We start from the raw sequence: 16,577 nt of genomic DNA, 5'->3' as shown, positions 1-16,577 counted from the left end.
TCCGTAAAGACCTGACTATGATCTTCTTCCGAAACCCAACGTCACTGGCGTGGCTAGCGCTCCCCCCATTCGGGGACCACCTAACCCCCATTCGGGGCAAGCGGTGGCACGGCAAGCGCGCTCAGGGTTTTCGGATCAGAAGATAAACGTAACGCTAAGAAAGAGGCAATTTGCTATGGATCAGGCTACATCCTCCCATCCACGCACACTCTTCGAAAAGATCTGGGAAGCACACGCGATCAGCGAAGAACCAGGGCAGGGTACGCTCCTCTATATTGACCGCCATCTCGTCCACGAGGTAACCTCGCCCCAATCTTTCGCGGCGTTATGGCAGGCCAGCCGGCGCGTGCGCCGTCCAGATGCGACCTTTGGCGTGGTCGATCACAGTATTCCTACTACGCCAGTACAGGTACAGGGCAAACGCAGCAGCGTCCCGGTCGTGGATGCCAAGGCCGCGCTCCAGATTCAGACGTTTGAGCAGAACGCGAAAGAAGCCGGCATTAATTTCTTTGGTGTGGATGATGCGCGCAATGGCATCGTCCATGTGACCGCGCCGGAGCAGGGCATTACCCTCCCAGGCATGACAATTGTCTGTGGCGATAGCCATACCGCGACCCATGGTGCATTTGGCGCCCTGGCCTTTGGTATTGGCACCAGCGAGGTCGAGCATGTACTCGCCAGCCAGTGCCTGCGCCAGAGCCGTCCCAAGGCCTTGGAGGTCCGCGTCGAAGGCCCTATTCCCGCTGGCTGTACCGCCAAGGACCTGGCACTCTTCATCATTGGCAAGATCGGCACCGGCGCTGGTACTGGCTACTGCATCGAGTTTACCGGCTCCGCCATTCGCTCGCTCTCGATGGAGGGCCGTATGACCCTCTGCAATATGGCAATTGAGGCTGGAGCACGCATGGGTGTAGTCGCGCCCGATGAGACGACGTTCAACTATTTGCAGGGCCGTCCCTTTGCCCCCAAGGGTGAAGCCTGGGAGAAGGCCATTGTTTATTGGAATAGCCTCAAGACCGATGCCGGCGCCACATACGATAAACAGATTACCCTGACCACCGAGGAAATGGCTCCCCAGGTTACGTGGGGCACAACCCCCGCCATGGTTGCACCCGTCACTGGCATCGTTCCCGAGCCAGAAACCTTCTCGGATCCCGCCATCGCACGCCGCGCCCTGGATTACATGGGCCTGGAGCCTGGCACGGCTATCGAGGAAATCAAGCTGGATCGCGTCTTCATCGGGAGCTGCACCAATAGCCGCCTGGAAGACTTGCGCATCGCTGCCTCCATGGTCAAAGGCAAGAAGGTGGCTGACCACGTCCATGCCATGGTTGTTCCCGGCAGTGGCCTGGTCAAACGGCAGGCCGAGGAAGAGGGACTCAATACGATCTTTACCGAGGCGGGCTTTGAGTGGCGCGAACCCGGATGCAGCATGTGTATCGCCATGAACGGCGACCGCCTGGCACCGGAAGAGCGCTGTGCCAGCACCTCGAATCGAAACTTTGAGGGTCGCCAGGGCAAGGGCGGGCGCACGCACCTGGTCAGTCCCGCCATGGCTGCCGCGGCGGCAATTGCGGGCCATTTTGTCGATATTCGCACCTGGGAATAAGAGCGGAGAGGAGCACTATTCAATGCAAGCATTTACCGAACATACCGGCATCGTTATGCCCCTGGACCGCGCCAACGTCGATACTGACGCCATCATTCCCGCGCAGTATCTGACCTCTGTGGCGCGCACCGGCTTTGCCGAGGGCCTGTTCTCACACTGGCGCTACGCGAACGAGACCACCAAAGAACCTAATCCCAGCTTTGAGCTAAATATGCCGCGCTATCAGGGCGCCAGCGTCCTGGTCACACGCGAGAACTTTGGCTGTGGCTCCTCACGCGAGCATGCCCCCTGGGCCTTAGCCGAGTATGGCTTTTGCGCCATCATCGCCCCCAGCTTCGCCGATATCTTCTATAACAACTGCCTGAACATCGGCATCTTGCCCATCACACTCGATGCCGAGACCGTGCAGTCGCTCTTCGAGGAGGTCAACACCACCGAGGGCTATACCCTGCACATCGACCTCGGGGAGCAAGCAGTCACGACACCTGAAGGCCGCGTACTACGTTTCGAGATCGACAGTTACCGTAAAGAGGCTCTCCTGCTGGGACTGGATGCCGTAGGCCGCACCCTGCATATGCAGGACAAGATCGCCGCGTACGAGCGCCAGCGCGCCCAGGTCACTCCCTGGCAATTTGCGTAGAGAGAAGTTAACCGGTGAATTCAGGTAGTGTGTGGTACCTTGACAAGAAAAGCCACCTGTAGGGCTTATGCGGGTATAAACTCCGAGCGCAGCGACCTTTCCACCCTGGACGTCTCCCTGCCTGTGCGTCTTGAGTCCATGCCAGTATGGGTCCTACACCACGTAAAGCTCTTTTCAGAATGAGGCCGATAACGGAGGGGGATGATGAGGTGGGGACGGACGCTTAATGCTACTCTCTACAGCTTCTAGAGGCTTGGAGGCTACAATGCCTCCTGGGGCTACTCAGCGCTTGGAGGCTGCAACGCCTCTCGTCTACTCGGCATTCTCCATTCCGTGCGTCGATGGAATGGCTTGCCTCGTTTTAGCGATTTGTGCAAGTGCACACTCAATGCGGGGCTTACTACTTCTCCGAAAACCCTGAGCGCGAAGCGCTAGACACGCCAGTGGCGTTGGGGTTCGGAATAAGATCTTAGAATTTATTCCATAATCCCTGGTTGGTAATCTCATGATGATAGGTGACTTCAGATGTCTTTACCAACGTCCCCAAATCACTGGGGCTGCGACTGGCTACCTGTTTTTTGCAAGCCAGATATTTCTCGATATTCTCCTTACCCAGGATCTTTTTCACGAAATCGCCAGACTCAAAAAGCGCTATCGCCTCTTGAATGGTACCAGGCAACAGGCTCGCTGACTCATGCCCCGTAGCAGATACCGATGAAAGCTCGCCATGTAGCCCCGTTTTGAAAAGAACATAGAGGAGCAGGTAGGGATTGGCATCCGGACCAACAGAACGGACCTCTATACGCGCGGTCCTTTCGTTGCCCACCGGAATACGTACCATTGAACCCCGGTCTATCGCCGAGACCTTGATCTGATTCGGCGCTTCAAAATGTGGATCTAGCCGACGATATGCATTGACACTCGCGTTCAAGACCAGACAGATCTCTTGTGCATGGTTAAGCGTACGGGAAATAAAATCATGCGCAAAGGTCGATAATTGCCCTTTTCCCGCTTTATCGTAGAAAAGATTCTCCCCGTTTTTTGCCATAGACATGTTGATATGCATACCACTGCCGTTAATACCCATAACAGGCTTTGGCAGAAAGCATGCAGTCATGCCCAAGTTGCTAGCAACCTGACGACAGAGCAATTTGTAGAGCTGAATCAGGTCGGCCACACGTAAGGCTTCTCCATAGGAAAAGTTCATTTCAAACTGAGATGGAGCCACTTCAGGGTGGTCTTTCTCATTCTTAAAACCCATAGCTCGCTGGACCACCGAAGCCTCATCGATAAATTGACGTAGCGGGTCACGTGGCAACGAATGGAAATAACCACTCGTGGAGAGCAGTTGAAAACCATCCTTCTCATCAAAATTCTGCTCCGCGTTCCGCCCCGCTAACACAAATCCCTCAACCTCTGCCGCTACGAGTGCGCTTAAACCCTCTTGTGCCTTGAGATCTCGCGTGAAATTCTGCAATAAACCACGGAAATCCGAGGCATACTGACCACCTTCGCGCGTTAAAATATTGGCAAACATAATGACTTTGCCAGGTCCAAAAAGATCGGTTGGTAACCAGAAAAAACTGCTCCAATCAGGCTTGATACGCAAATCTGATTCATGCTGAGCCGTAAATCCTCGGATAGATGAACCATCAAATGTCAGATTATCTGCCGATTCTAAGAGAAACTTCTTGTCATAATCTAACATGTGGAAGCGCCCTTCCAGGTCCGAGAAGCAGAGCGTCACTGCTCTAATGCGCTTTTCCTTCTCCAGATAAGAGCGATATTCGCGCTCCTGTTCCTCCACTGGAACCTTGTCGCGCTTTTCCCTCGCGCCAATGTTTAACTCTTCAAGCTCATCATAAGGAAGTGCCAAAAAAAGATCGTTCATGTTTTTCCATTCTTGAATTTCTGACAGGAGACGAAACTAAGAGGTTTAGCACAATCTAAGAGCAGAATGTGCATGTTGCATGGAACAACATCATGATAGTAAAAAACCTGGAGGTAGCATCAAGTTCATGAATGATAAACTAACATAGCTGCACTACAACTTTTTAACCAAGCAATAATAAAGTATAAAATCAGTCTCCAGCATTGTCAATATAGTGTCTGCTTGCTCTTTCAGAAGATTACTAATAACTCTTCTTTTTTTAGTTCACTTGAGTAGGCTGCCATTTGATCCAGCGTCCGCGTGATTCGCAAGATGCCAGGCGCTCGCTCTGCATCTGTCCCTTATGATAGGTGTGGAGCAAAAGGCCAGGAGGTTGCTGAAGCGAATAGCCTTCTTGTTCAATGCGATACAGGTCGCGTTGCTCTGAATGTTGAAGGATCTGCTTGAGAATGTATTCACGCGTCTGCCGTGGTACCTGGTTCAAAGTATAGCTGTGATAGATGCAGAGCACGTGCTTTCGCGGTATCGCCGCTATCACCTGCGGAAGTGTCATGGAGGCATCGCCTCTCACGAGAGGAAGTGTATGCTGGCGCGCCACTTCTATAGCTGACTGCAAAAGCTGCTGGCTATCATGATGCTCAGGCCAGAGCAGGGCACGCAACCAGAGCATATCATCCTCATTATGAACATCCAGGGGATTGAGATCGAGTCCCACACGCGAAGCAACTAGAGGGAATGGTTGCTTACCAGGGATAGGGAAGCTTCCCTCAAAGGCAGAAACAATATGTACTGGTGACTCCTGCGAGCCGAGGGAGCGACCTTCACCATAATCGTAGGCGTAGCTATCCCAGAGCAGATGTAGCCCTGCACTAGTGCCGATCTCGACAAGAGCCAGAGGTTGTCCTTGCAGGCGTTGACCAAGCACACAGAATGCCAGCGCCAGGGCCGAGCAGCGTCGAACCTCGTTGATCTGGACCGGGCGCGTCGTTACCAGGTGGATAAGCTCTTCTTTATGTTTCAGACAAAAGGAGCGAAAAGGAGGATAGCTCTCATGGGGCGGGCGCGGTTGCGCTGTGAGATCGGGATAAAACTCTGCCAGGGGATGTACTGGTTGCTTGAGTAAGAGGAAGTGAACGGCACTGAAAAAGAGGTTTGTGACCGTTGTCGAGGTATCTACATTCACAAGCAGAGCCAGTAAGTCAGGGTCTTGGCTGACTTGCTGGCTGAGATAGGCATAAAGAGGAGACGAATTTTCAGGCGACTTCCCCTTATAGATGTAATTCCCATGCTGCTCAAAGTAGCTAGCAAGTTGGGCCAGCTTCTCTGGTAAGGAGGCAGAGGAAAACATTGTGATAGCATCCTTTCCTATGTTTGCTACAATGGCGCGAACACCACTCTTTTAGCCGAAACCCAGGCTGGCCTGGCCAAAAATATTGGTTGTGCGCGGGCGTGCTATTCTCGTTCCTTTATACATATGTTGAAGCGAACGTTGGATGGTAAAACCATAGCGCGTGAGTAGCGCAAGGGCGTCCCTGTGCTCTGCGGCAACGAAGACCTGAGGCATATCCTGAAAGGGCAGGGCCAATCCCGCTAGCAGTAACCTTTCAGCTACCTCCTGACTCTGGGCAATCCACGGTCCCAGCACACTCGCCTGCGCCAGTAGATACCCACTGATTTGCCCATGTTCATCGCGCGCGATAAGGGTGCGCTCAGGGTTTCCTGCCCAATACGTCTTGAGGAGCCTGGCACGATCACCCCCAAACATGGAGGCATCGAAGGCCAGTAACTCTGGAAGATCGGCCTCGGTTGCTGAGAGAATTGGTTCGGCACCGCTATCTGGTAACTTCACCTGCTGGCTCTTTTTGAGGACAAGCGCCTCACCGTCATCATAAAAGCCATAGCAGCGATAGAGAGGCGCGCCACTGGGCGAGGCATCGAGGAGGACTGTAGGGCATCCTCGCTCCTCCAGGCGATTGAGAATTGCCTCTAATAGACGTTGGCCAATGCCCTGCCGCTGCTCGCCAGGCGCCACAGACATCATGCCGATGTAGGAAAAATCGTCATAGTCGAGAAAGCCACCAAAACCTACAATCGCGTCAGCCTTCTTCGCCACAAATGCCCCGTCTGGCTGGAGGTATAAATAGTAGTAGAAGGTCGTCTTGCGACTACTCGAACCATAGGCCGCCTGCACAACTATATCTGTCCTGTCTATATCAGTTTCAAGTAAAGGCTGAATTGCAATATGCATACGCTATAATCTTTCCAAATAGAGAAATATAAAATTGACCTCTAACTCCTTTAGGAACTTTATCAAGCCCATTTTACCACAAGCGTATGGCCTGCACTGCCTGGTAAGCGAACACAGCACAAGGCATCTCTTTCGTCTATACCTTTATTTCGTCCCTGACAATGCTTGACAGGCCCTTCAACGTCAGGTACGCTATGTAATGCAATCGTTATACGTAGATCGATTGTATTAAAAAGGAAGATGTGATGGAGAATCATTCCTCCCTGACCCTCGCGGATATCGCGAAAGCTGCCCACGTTTCGGTAAGCACGGTCTCCCGCGTCTTGAATCAGCGCGAGGGCAGCATTCCGATCAGCCAGACCACGGTGGAACGAGTGAGAGAGGCTGCCAGGCGTTTGGGCTATTCCCCCAATCCTTTTGCAGCCGCCCTGCGAACCCAGCGCACAGGCGTTCTGGGAGCTATTCTTCGTGATCTCGGCGATCCATTTCTGAGCGTGCTGGTCCGAGCTTTGCAGCGTGCGGCACATCAGGAGGGCTTTGATCTTCTAGTGGGACACGCTGCTTCTGATCCTTCCACCGCCGAGCGGCATCTCGCGTTTCTGCTCAACCCCTGGTTTGATGGCCTCTTCTTGCTGGGAAACCTGCCAGGCGATGCGCTCCTGCTTCAGATGCTCACGCAACGCCCTCGTCCCTGTGTCGCTGTGGCCTGCGGGACGCAGATGGCGCTTCCAGCAGTGGTGATTGATGAGGAGGCTGGAACCCAACTAGCTCTGGACTACCTCTACCAATTGGGGCACCGCCGGATCGCGTTTCTGGGCAATCTGGAGCATGCAGGAGTGCGCGAGCGGCTCGTCTGTTTCCAGCGTTTTGTGCAAGAGCGGAACCTGGAGTGGCAGGAGTACTATGCCCAGCACTGCCACAGTTCACGCAGCAATGCCGCCGCTCACGTGCGCCACTTTCTGGCCCTGTCAGAGCCGCCCACCGCTCTCTTCTGTGCCTCAGATCTGCTCGCTCTTGGTGCGATGAGTGGGGCATGGCAGGTGGGCCGCACGGTGCCCGAAGATCTGTCCATTCTCGGCTTTGATGATATCGAGGAGGCTGCCGAGGGGTTTCCCTCCCTCACTACCGTCCGCCAACCGGTTGAGATGATGGCTGACCACGCGACACGCTTGATCCATCGTTTGATCGAGGGCGGCCTCCCAAAAGAAGATACGTGTCGCGTGATTGTGCAGCCAGAATTGATCCTGCGTCAGTCCTGCGCCGCACCTCGCGTGTAGTCTATCGCAGATGTGTTTTTCACACACTAGAACACAAGGAGGATAGCATGACACAATTGCACAAGGACGGTGACTCGTTCACCTTGGGCAAATACTGGCTCAACAGCAATCTCTGGGGAGCCGAAACCGGGTCCGGTTCGCAATACCTCTGGGATACGTCGCAGAGCGATGCGGCCATTGCCTGGGGCACCAGTTGGGACTGGAGCGGGCCAGTCGATACCGTGAAATCCTACAATTGCGCAGTGCTTGGATGGCACTGGGGCTGGAAACTCTCTGGCACCGGCTTGCCTCTCCAGCTTTGCGAGCACCGCAATGTCCAGACGTCCTGGGATTTCCACCTGCAAGAGACAACTCCTGGGAGTCTCAATGTGTCATATGACCTCTGGCTCTCCTCCGACCCGCACCTGGGTAATGCCAACGCCGATCATGAGATTATGATCTGGCTCTATCAAAGTGGTGATATTCGTCCAATCGGCACAAAACAGACCTCCATCGCGCTTGGCGGGACTACCTGGGAGCTATGGGAGGGTTCTCTGCCTCAGTGTGGCTGGCCGGTCCATTCGTTTCTCCGCACCTCCAATACCACTTCACAGGCGCTCGACTTGCGCGAATTCTTTGACTATCTCGTCGAACGTGGGTTGAGCACTTCGCAATATCTCATCAGCGTGGAGGCTGGCGCGGAAGTCTTTACCGGCGCGGGCCGCCTGGACACGACGGCATATTTCGTGGAAATCGGCGCGACATCCTCCCTCCGCTAGCATCTATCGCCCATCACAGTGCGAGAAAGGCAGGCAGGACAGTGCCTATGAGCTATGAAGCCATTCTCTTTGATCTTGATGGCGTGGTTGTGGATACGCAGCTCGCCGTAACCACATTCTGGCAACAGATCGCAGCCAGGTACAGATGTGAACTCACCACGGAAGATCTGGATCGGTCTGTCTATGGACGGAGAGCCTCCGAAACGCTGGAGATGCTGTTTGCCCACCTGAGCGGGCAGCAGAAAGACGCTATCTTGCAAGAACTCCAGGCCGCAGAACAGCAGGCGGTGTATCAGGAAGTCTCAGGCGTGGGGGCGCTCTTACGGGCGTTGCACGCCGCGCAGATTCCGACAGCCCTGGTAACGAGTGGCCAGCGCTGGAAAGTCGAGACCGTCCTGGCTCAACTGGGTCTCGCTGGCCTGTTTGCGGTCCAGGTGAGCGCAGAAGACATGCGCAGGGGGAAACCAGACCCCGAAGGATATCTGCGCGCGGCTCACCTGCTCAAACGCCCAGCCTCCTCCTGCATAGTATTTGAGGATGCGCCTGGCGGGGTCCAGGCAGCTCGTGTTGCGGGAGCGCTGTGCATTGGCGTGCGCCCGGAGGCGCTTGCCTCTCCCTTGCTTGCAGCAGGAGCGAGGTACGTCATCCCAGACTTCACCATGGTAACCGTCCAGTGCTCCCTCCCGAGGTTGAGCAGGGAGCTGGGGCGCTGACACTCTGTGTGGGAACAGCACTGCACGTTCCTTTCGTGGAGCGAACAGCACTGCCGAAGCGCACAGGTTGATAGTGGGTTTTATCGCTGCGCTCAGCCTCAAGTGCCTATTAGAGCGCACCCGGCAGCTTGTGTGCTGCCGGGTGCGCTCTAAGATGTAATGCTATTGATTGGTGTAGGAGATGTTGCCCCAGGTTTTGCCACCATCCCAGGTATGTAGGAGCTGGCTCTCTGTGACGGCCCAGCCATTATTCGCATCGGCAAAGCTCATTTCTTTGAGCTTGCCAGGGCGAACTAAGGCCGTCTGCCAACTCTTGCCGCCATCGGTAGTATAGAAGAGCTTACCACTCTGCCAATCAGAGGCCCAGGCGTGGGAGGTATCGGCAACATAGGTGCTATCGGCGCTCGTTTCGATAGGTAGGGTCGGGAACCAGGATGAGCCACCGTCATTGCTGTGATACAGAACCAGGTGGGCATGTCCATCCGGTGTGGTGATATAGACAGGCAAGAGACCGGTATTTCCAAAGAAGATGGGAGGCGTTGTGCCTATCTGCTGGACAGTAAGACCAGCCGGAGGAGTCAATTGCTGTTCCTGCCAGGTAAAACCGCCATCGCGGGAGACATAGAGGCCCGGATCAGTTGGCTGACCAGTCGTACTGCGAATCGTAGCATAGACAGTGCTCGCGTCTTTAAAGGAGAGACCTGACTTGAAGCCACCAAGCGGCAAACCATTCCTTCCAGCCTGGGATATGAGCTTCCAGGTCTGACCCGCATCAGTCGTCCGGAAGATGTAAGCACCCTGGCTCCCAGCTCCAGGAGAGGTGATAGCCTCAAACCAGCCTTCGTTGCCGCTAAAATGCAACATATCAACGCCCGCAGGGTCCTGGACATCGAGCGTTAGGCTGCTCCAGGTCTGCCCGCCATCGGTCGTATGCTGGATGATGACCTTGTTCTGGGTCTCCTGAGCGCTAACAACCCAGGCATAGAGATTGTCAATAAAGGTTCCTCGTGCGACCTGGTAACCAGGTGCATTAGGCGGTGTTACATTCGTCCAGTTCTTCCCACCATCAGTTGTTTTGAGGATCGCATTGGACGTCATAGCCCACCCTTGCTGCGTTGTAAGCATGCGAATGGCGGTCAGTGGCCCTTTGACCGAAGAGGGCAGTGTAGCGGTCTGCGTGCTGTTAGTCCCGGGTGTCTCCGAGGTAGCAGGCGTTTGAGTAGTTGATAAGGTTGGTGTTGCGGTAGAAGACGCCGAGATTGTTCCACCACTGTCACATGCCGCGAGCAAAAGAAGCGCAGCCAGAGCTGAAACCATACCAATAGTTGAGAATATACTTTTTTTGCGCATAGTGCACTCCGTCGTGACCTGTATTTTTTATCCACTCTATGCTTACACAAAACATGGTAGAGTAATTTGAATTGCACACTTACTATAATGCCAGAGGATTATCAAAAGTTGCGCGCAACTTTCGAACTCTCTTTCGTCTCGCGCCTGCGGCGCGAAGGCGCTCGCGAGAAAGAGTATCCGCCCCGTTCTCGCGAGCATTGAAAAGCTAGGCACAGGTATGAATCAGCCTATACAATCATTTCAATTGCGTTCTATAATAAAGCTCAAGAATCACGTTCTCCCTATGCCTTATTTAAAACAAGGATAGAAATGATGGCGATGACGATGCACCAAGATAACGAGCGCTTTCCACTGCAAGAACTTCCACCCGATTATATAGAACGGGTTTATGCCGGGGTGCTGGGCAAGATAATCGGCGTCTACCTGGGGCGGCCCTTTGAGGGCTGGACCTATGAGCATATCGCGCAAGAGCTAGGCGAGATCAACTACTATGTTCATGATAAACTGGGCGTTCCACTCATAGTGACTGACGATGATCTCTCTGGTACCTTTACCTTTGTGCGCGCCCTCGCCGATTATGGCAACTCGCCTGATCTTAGCGCAGCCCAGATCGGACAAACGTGGCTTAACTACATTATAGAGCAGCGCACAATCCTCTGGTGGGGTGGAATGGGAACCTCTACCGAGCATACGACCTATCTGCGGCTCAAAGCTGGCATCCAGGCTCCAGAAAGTGGCTCCAGCAAGCTAAATGGCCAGGTCGTCGCCGAGCAGATCGGCGCGCAAATCTTTATCGATGGTTGGGGGATGGTCGCGCCGGGTGATCCAGTGCTGGCGGCGGAACTGGCCCGTAAGGCTGGAAGCGTGAGCCATGATGGTGAGGCTGTCTACGCTGCGCAGGTAATCGCGGCAATGGAGGCGGCAGCCTTCATTGAGCATGACCTGGACACGCTCCTTGATATTGGGCTCTCCTTTATTCCCTCGACCTCGCTTGTAGCCAGGATGATCCAGGACATCCGTGCCTGGCACCAGGAGGATGGTGATTGGCGCAGGACGCGTGAGCGCATCGTAGCTCGTTACGGCTATGATCGCTACGGTGGTGGCTGCCACGTCATTCCCAATCATGCCCTCATCATCCTCGCACTGTTGTATGGAGACGACGACTTCCAGCGCTCGCTGATGATCGTCAATACCTGTGGCTGGGATACCGACTGTAACTCGGGCAATGTTGGCTGTCTGCTAGCCATCAAAAATGGTTTGAAAACTCTGGAGGCTGGCCCCGACTGGCGCGGTCCCGTGGCAGACCGCCTCTACCTGCCGACCGCCGATGGAGGAAGTTGCATCTCTGACGCTGTCCAGGTAACTTATCAGCTTGCCAGCATGGCGCATGCACTACGCGGTCTTCCTTTCACCCTCCCGCCACGCTTTAACTTCTCGCTGCCCGGCTCCTTGCAAGGCTTTCAACTTGGAGGAGAGGAAACGAACGCAATCCTCAGCAACGTTGTCCATCCTCTAAATAGCGCGCAACGCTGCCTGGCCATTCATTATCAGGGTGAGCGGGAGACCTCGCTGGCAACGTCAACATTTATTCCACCCTCTGCACAGGATATGCCCGGCTATGAGCTTCTGGCCTCACCCACGTTCTATGCTGGCCAGGTTGTAGAAGCGCACCTTTTGGCCGACCAGGCGAATATAGCTCCTATAAGCGTCCAGCTTTTCGTGCGTACTTATGGGACAGAGGATCAGCTAGAAACGTATTGGGGGCCGATTATTGCGCTGGAACCACAGGCAAAGCAAGTCATGACATGGCAAATTCCTGATACAGCAGGTGAACCCATCATGGAGATCGGCCTTATCCTACGGAACGAAGCAAGCGGCAATCCAGGGCGAGTCTATCTGGAGAGCCTGGACTGGCGGGGAGCACCCATAACAACCCTGACACGTCCCGTTCGGCAAGGACAGATGTGGCATCGCGCCTGGACGAACGCTGTCGACCAGTTTGAGCCATGGGCAGCAGAGTCCTTTCGCCTGGTGCAAAACACCGGAAGGGGTCTGCTCATTCAAGGGACACGTGACTGGCAAGACTACCGCATCAGCACGACCTTCACGCCCCACCTGGCCGAAGCCTTTGGTCTGGCCGCGTGCGTACAGGGCCTCCAGCGCTACTATGCCCTCCTGCTGACTCGCTCAGGGCAGGCCCAACTGGTCAAAGTTCTGGACGGAGAACACGTGCTGGCCGAAACGTCATTCCCCTGGAAACTCTATCAGGCTTACGCACTAAGCTTGCAGGTGCAGGGAACACACATCCAGGCCTGGATCAACGAGCAACCCCTCTTTGATCTCCAGGATACAGAGAATCTCCTGGAGGGTGGAGCTATCGCACTCATCTGCCAGGAAGGCCGCGTTGGCTGCGATGCTGTTCGTATTCAGCCAGCCTCTTCTTAGTTGACGGTAAGCATAAGTAGCCGCGTACGCCAGTAGCGGGCGCCCGCTACTGGCGTACGCGGCTACTCAGGGGCTTATACTTTTGCTATGCTCTCTAGCACAGCCCGGCCATAGGCTGTCTGGGGAAAGGACGTTCGTAACTCATCGAAGTGGGTGTCGGCGTTCTCTGTCAGGAGGGCGATACGGTCAAGCAGGTCCAGGTCTTCGCGTGTTAGTTCCGCCTCGGGCTTTGTAATTAACGCGCCCCAGTCGTCATTCCCCAGCATTTCGAGCTTGTTCAAATAGGCAAAGTCTTGCAGGAGGGCATAACGGATGGGTGGCATGCCCCTGTCCACGTCGCTATCGCCAAAGTCCCACGGCTCAAGCTCGCCTGCGCGGCAGCGCCGCCAGACCTCACCCGCCAGCCAGAAGGGATCGCCTGCCTTCATATCCAGCAGGTTGAAACCCATATCCCGACCGCGTTGCTGAACCTCGTCGATCATCGGGTCCACGCGCACCCAGCGCTCCTGGGTTGCATCCCAGTACTCTGCGAGGCGATGATCAGCGGCGTAGGGTGAACGGAAGTAACCACCAAATCCGACTCGCGCCCGTGCGGGCACCCCCTGGTAGCGCAGCATAGAGACCAGCAACACGGCGAAATTACGGCAGATCATGCCAATACGATCTACTGGCGGTCGCCGCATAGTCAAAGGCTCTGGTCTGCGCCGCAGGATACGCGCCAGCAAAGCCTCGGTACGCCGCTCTCCAAAGAGCGCGTTATCAATCTCGCCTGCTCCAAGCCCATAACCCTCACGCAACAATTCTGTATAAGGTGGAATCAGCAGTCCCTGCACCACACTCACCAGGCCAGCCATATCACGTGGAAGGTCGGCATAGAGATAAGCATACTTGCCTGGGTCCGTCAAAGCGCTCTGCTCGCGATAATACACCAATACCTGGTCGTTTCCAGCCATAAACGCTCTTCCTTTCAGCAAATGCCAAGAGACATATGTTCTCCTGGCATTCCAGCATAGCGTCCATCAACTGACATCTTTTGTCAAATTATGTACAAGAACGGAATGTCCCCTGCTAATTCCTATGTCTATAAGCAAAACAATCGCCTGGCGGTGGTTACAGATAAAGTTGTGCTTTGTGTATCACGCTTCCCCTAAAAGGGCAGCATATCGCTCACGCAAAAGCTGTTCCGTCCCCTCGCCCAGGCGACGGACGATCTCGCCCGCGGGAAGGCGTTGCCTTACCAGGCCTACAGCCTCTCCTGCATAAATCTGGGCCAGGTCGTAATCCTTGCGCGCGACCGCTTCCCTCAGTTGTTGCTGCGCCTCCTGATCCTTTACCAGCGCATCTACGCGTTCATGCCACTGCTCACTGAAGCTGTTCCGCAAAGCGCGACCAGGATACTCAGGGGGCCAGGCAAAGCCCTGCGCCACATCGAAGGCGCGGGTAAGCACGGTCTCGCTCTCCTGCGCCGCGATAATACGTGAGCGTGCATCCTCAGTAGTATCACACTCCGGCGAGACCAGCAGACAGGTTCCGATCCAGACACCCTCCGCGCCAGCGGCCAGGGCTGCCGCCACTCCACGCGGCGTCGCTATGCCCCCGGCGGCGATGATAGGCACTTCAACAGCATCCAAAATACTTTGGAGCAGAGGCAGCGTGCTCACATGCCCAGTATGGCCTCCGGCCTCTGTCCCCTGCACCACAAGCAGGTCCGCTCCATCTTGTACTGCCGCCAGGGCCTCCTCCCGCGAATGCACCTGGGAGGCAAGCAGCACACCCTCCTGCTTGATACGTGCAGCATAGGGAGCAAGCGAGCCAAACGAGATAGAGATAAGGAAGGGGCGAGCCGCCAGCACCGCCTCCAACTGTTCCGGCCTTGACGCAAGGGACCAGGCCAACAGGCCAATACCAAAGCGTCCCTGGTCGTCTCCACGCGCGATCTGTGCCTCGCGAGCGATATACTCCACAGAGTCCTTGCTCCCAATACCAAGCATGCCCAGGCCGCCCGCCTCGCTCACCGCTCGTGCCAGGCGCCCTTTGCCCACATACGCCATTGGCGCACCAACGATGGGATAGCTTAACTTCCAGCAGGTTGTAAGATGCGTATGTAGCATAAGTAATCTCCTCACTCTTACTGGCGAACCGTTCTTTCTCAACTCGCCAGACTACTTATCTTGCTCCTACTATATTGCAGTTGGAGGGAAAAGACCGCTATATTCTTGCGCCTTTCCATCATATTCTTGCACTCTAAATGGTCTATTCACCAAGTCTGTAGGACACTGATCTGTTTCCAACACGAAGAAGTCTTCTTTTTTTCTTCAACCTCCTCTCTTGGGCACAACCCCTCTTTTGAGGACGTATTCTGACCGCATGAACCAGTACACTGTGATTGAAGATTAATGTAAAAGCATTGGTGGCATTGAAAGGAGCGAAGATGAGAGTATTGAAATGGCGCCAGGTGCATGCCTGGCGTTTGTCGCAACATGGCCTCTCCCCGCGTTTCTCCTCGCAGGATTTCGTTCAGGCGGTGACGCGCACTGGTGGGATTCAGGCACAGGTGATGTCTGCTGCCGAGCTGGCATTGTGTACCCGTGTGGAAGGACTCTCTCCACATGATGTCAAAGCTGCGATCTTCCAGGACCACACCCTGGTGAGGACCTGGGCCATGCGTGGCACATTACACTTACTCTCTGCAAGAGAACTCCCTCTGTATGTAGCGGCGCGTGACTGGCAGCATACTGCGAGCTGGTCGAATTATTTCGCTGAGTTCGGCCTCTCAATAGAGCAACAGGAGGCCTATCTCTTGGCTATCCCGCATGTTTTGGAGCAGGGACCAATGACTCGTCTGCAACTCGCTGACGCTGTTGCGAAGCATACGGGTGCTGCTCGCGTGCGCGACTTGATCCTCTCTGAGAGCTGGGGGTCTCCCTTGAAGCCATCGGCCTATCGCGGAGATCTCTGTTTCGGGCCAGGCCAGGGGAAGACGGTCACCTTCATGAACCCCGAGGATGGATTGGGAAATGGCAGCCAATCGAGCCCAAGCTGGCGCTTCAGGAAATAGCCCGTCGATATCTGCGAGCATATGGCCCCGCGACCGCAGACGATTTTGCTTTTTGGTGGGGATGTGGGAAAACCCTCGCAAAAAAACTCTTCCAATCGATAGAAGAGGAGTTGGAAGAAGTAGAGGTAGAAGGGTGGCGAGCCTTCGCCCTGCGTGCGACCCTTCCGCTCATCCAAAGCGTTGAACCAGCAGAGCAGATCCACCTGCTCCCCTTATTCGATGCCTATACGATCGGGGCGGCGCCGCGCGGTTGCGAACCCCTGCTCGCTCAAGCCTACAAGCGCCAGGTCTTCAACCTTCAAGGGTGGACCTTTGCGGTCATTCTGATCAACGGTTCCATACAAGGAGTCTGGCGCTCTACAATCCGACGCTCGCAAACCGTCGTCAAGGTGAACCTGTTCTCCTCATCCACCGCCTCGATCCGAAAAGGGATTGAAGCCGAAGCGGAACGGCTCAGTGACCTCTTCGGGAAGAAGGTCTTACTGGAATATGAATCTCCCTCATCTTCCCAGTTTTAGCGATCTTGGAGCTGGCTCGACAGAGTTCGAGCGAAGCGACCTGCTCAGCGCCTGGGTGCCGGCCTGTGGG

At 55.0% G+C, this 16,577-nt stretch carries 14 protein-coding genes; 8 read left to right on the top strand and 6 right to left on the bottom strand.

Annotated features, from left to right (window positions below; translation table 11 throughout):
- Positions 1–175 precede the first annotated feature (175 nt).
- Positions 176–1,609 (top strand): 3-isopropylmalate dehydratase large subunit, encoded by a 1,434-nt coding sequence (gene leuC / locus JMJ16_RS42790; protein ID WP_201391553.1) that lies wholly within the window; start codon positions 176–178, stop codon positions 1,607–1,609.
- A gap of 22 nt (positions 1,610–1,631) precedes the next feature.
- Complete coding sequence (leuD, locus tag JMJ16_RS42785) at positions 1,632–2,249, top strand: 3-isopropylmalate dehydratase small subunit (RefSeq protein WP_201391551.1); 618 nt, start codon at positions 1,632–1,634, stop codon at positions 2,247–2,249.
- Between the two features lie 469 nt (positions 2,250–2,718).
- On the opposite strand, the gene JMJ16_RS42780 is transcribed toward leuD, so the two are convergent.
- The 3 genes from JMJ16_RS42780 to JMJ16_RS42770 form a co-directional block, all read right to left on the bottom strand.
- Complete coding sequence (locus JMJ16_RS42780; RefSeq protein WP_374229162.1) at positions 2,719–4,140, bottom strand: glutamine synthetase family protein; 1,422 nt, start codon at positions 4,138–4,140, stop codon at positions 2,719–2,721.
- A gap of 259 nt (positions 4,141–4,399) precedes the next feature.
- Positions 4,400–5,488, bottom strand: coding sequence for a DUF2332 domain-containing protein (locus JMJ16_RS42775; protein WP_201391547.1), 1,089 nt, complete (start codon positions 5,486–5,488; stop codon positions 4,400–4,402).
- 51 nt (positions 5,489–5,539) lie between these two features.
- Entirely contained in the window at positions 5,540–6,388 is an 849-nt protein-coding gene (locus JMJ16_RS42770) for a GNAT family N-acetyltransferase (protein WP_201391545.1), read from the bottom strand.
- A gap of 245 nt (positions 6,389–6,633) precedes the next feature.
- Here JMJ16_RS42770 and JMJ16_RS42765 point away from each other — a divergent pair, with 245 nt between their 5' ends.
- The 3 genes from JMJ16_RS42765 to JMJ16_RS42755 are packed head-to-tail and all read left to right on the top strand — an operon-like array spanning position 6,634 to position 9,136.
- Positions 6,634–7,665 carry a LacI family DNA-binding transcriptional regulator gene (locus tag JMJ16_RS42765; RefSeq protein ID WP_201391543.1) on the top strand — a complete coding sequence of 344 codons (1,032 nt, stop codon included), beginning with the start codon at positions 6,634–6,636 and terminating at the stop codon, positions 7,663–7,665.
- A 47-nt stretch (positions 7,666–7,712) separates the two neighbouring features.
- Positions 7,713–8,423 (top strand): hypothetical protein, encoded by a 711-nt coding sequence (locus JMJ16_RS42760; protein ID WP_201391541.1) that lies wholly within the window; start codon positions 7,713–7,715, stop codon positions 8,421–8,423.
- A 47-nt stretch (positions 8,424–8,470) separates the two neighbouring features.
- A complete protein-coding gene (locus JMJ16_RS42755; protein ID WP_201391539.1) occupies positions 8,471–9,136 on the top strand; it encodes an HAD family phosphatase in 666 nt (221 codons plus the stop codon).
- A gap of 162 nt (positions 9,137–9,298) precedes the next feature.
- On the opposite strand, the gene JMJ16_RS42750 is transcribed toward JMJ16_RS42755, so the two are convergent.
- A complete protein-coding gene (locus JMJ16_RS42750; RefSeq protein WP_201391537.1) occupies positions 9,299–10,486 on the bottom strand; it encodes a YCF48-related protein in 1,188 nt (395 codons plus the stop codon).
- Positions 10,487–10,804: 318 nt separating this feature from the next.
- Between JMJ16_RS42750 and JMJ16_RS42745 the strand changes: the two genes are divergently transcribed.
- Entirely contained in the window at positions 10,805–12,931 is a 2,127-nt protein-coding gene (locus tag JMJ16_RS42745; RefSeq protein ID WP_236601946.1) for an ADP-ribosylglycohydrolase family protein, read from the top strand.
- Positions 12,932–13,005: 74 nt separating this feature from the next.
- Here JMJ16_RS42745 and JMJ16_RS42740 read toward each other — a convergent pair whose 3' ends face one another.
- Complete coding sequence (locus tag JMJ16_RS42740) at positions 13,006–13,884, bottom strand: transglutaminase-like domain-containing protein (RefSeq protein WP_201391535.1); 879 nt, start codon at positions 13,882–13,884, stop codon at positions 13,006–13,008.
- A gap of 183 nt (positions 13,885–14,067) precedes the next feature.
- Positions 14,068–15,042 carry a nitronate monooxygenase family protein gene (locus JMJ16_RS42735; RefSeq protein ID WP_201391533.1) on the bottom strand — a complete coding sequence of 325 codons (975 nt, stop codon included), beginning with the start codon at positions 15,040–15,042 and terminating at the stop codon, positions 14,068–14,070.
- Positions 15,043–15,362: 320 nt separating this feature from the next.
- On the opposite strand from JMJ16_RS42735, the gene JMJ16_RS56245 reads away from it, so the two are divergent.
- Entirely contained in the window at positions 15,363–15,989 is a 627-nt protein-coding gene (locus tag JMJ16_RS56245) for a DNA glycosylase AlkZ-like family protein (RefSeq protein WP_201391531.1), read from the top strand.
- On the top strand, positions 15,887–16,507 hold the full coding sequence (locus JMJ16_RS56240; protein WP_307813389.1) for a DNA glycosylase AlkZ-like family protein: 621 nt from the start codon (positions 15,887–15,889) through the stop codon (positions 16,505–16,507). Before JMJ16_RS56245 ends, JMJ16_RS56240 begins: the two co-directional genes overlap by 103 nt.
- Positions 16,508–16,577 lie beyond the last annotated feature (70 nt).

The sequence above is a fragment of the Ktedonobacter sp. SOSP1-52 genome (assembly GCF_016587395.1).
This window is presented reverse-complemented; position numbering and strand designations above follow the sequence as displayed.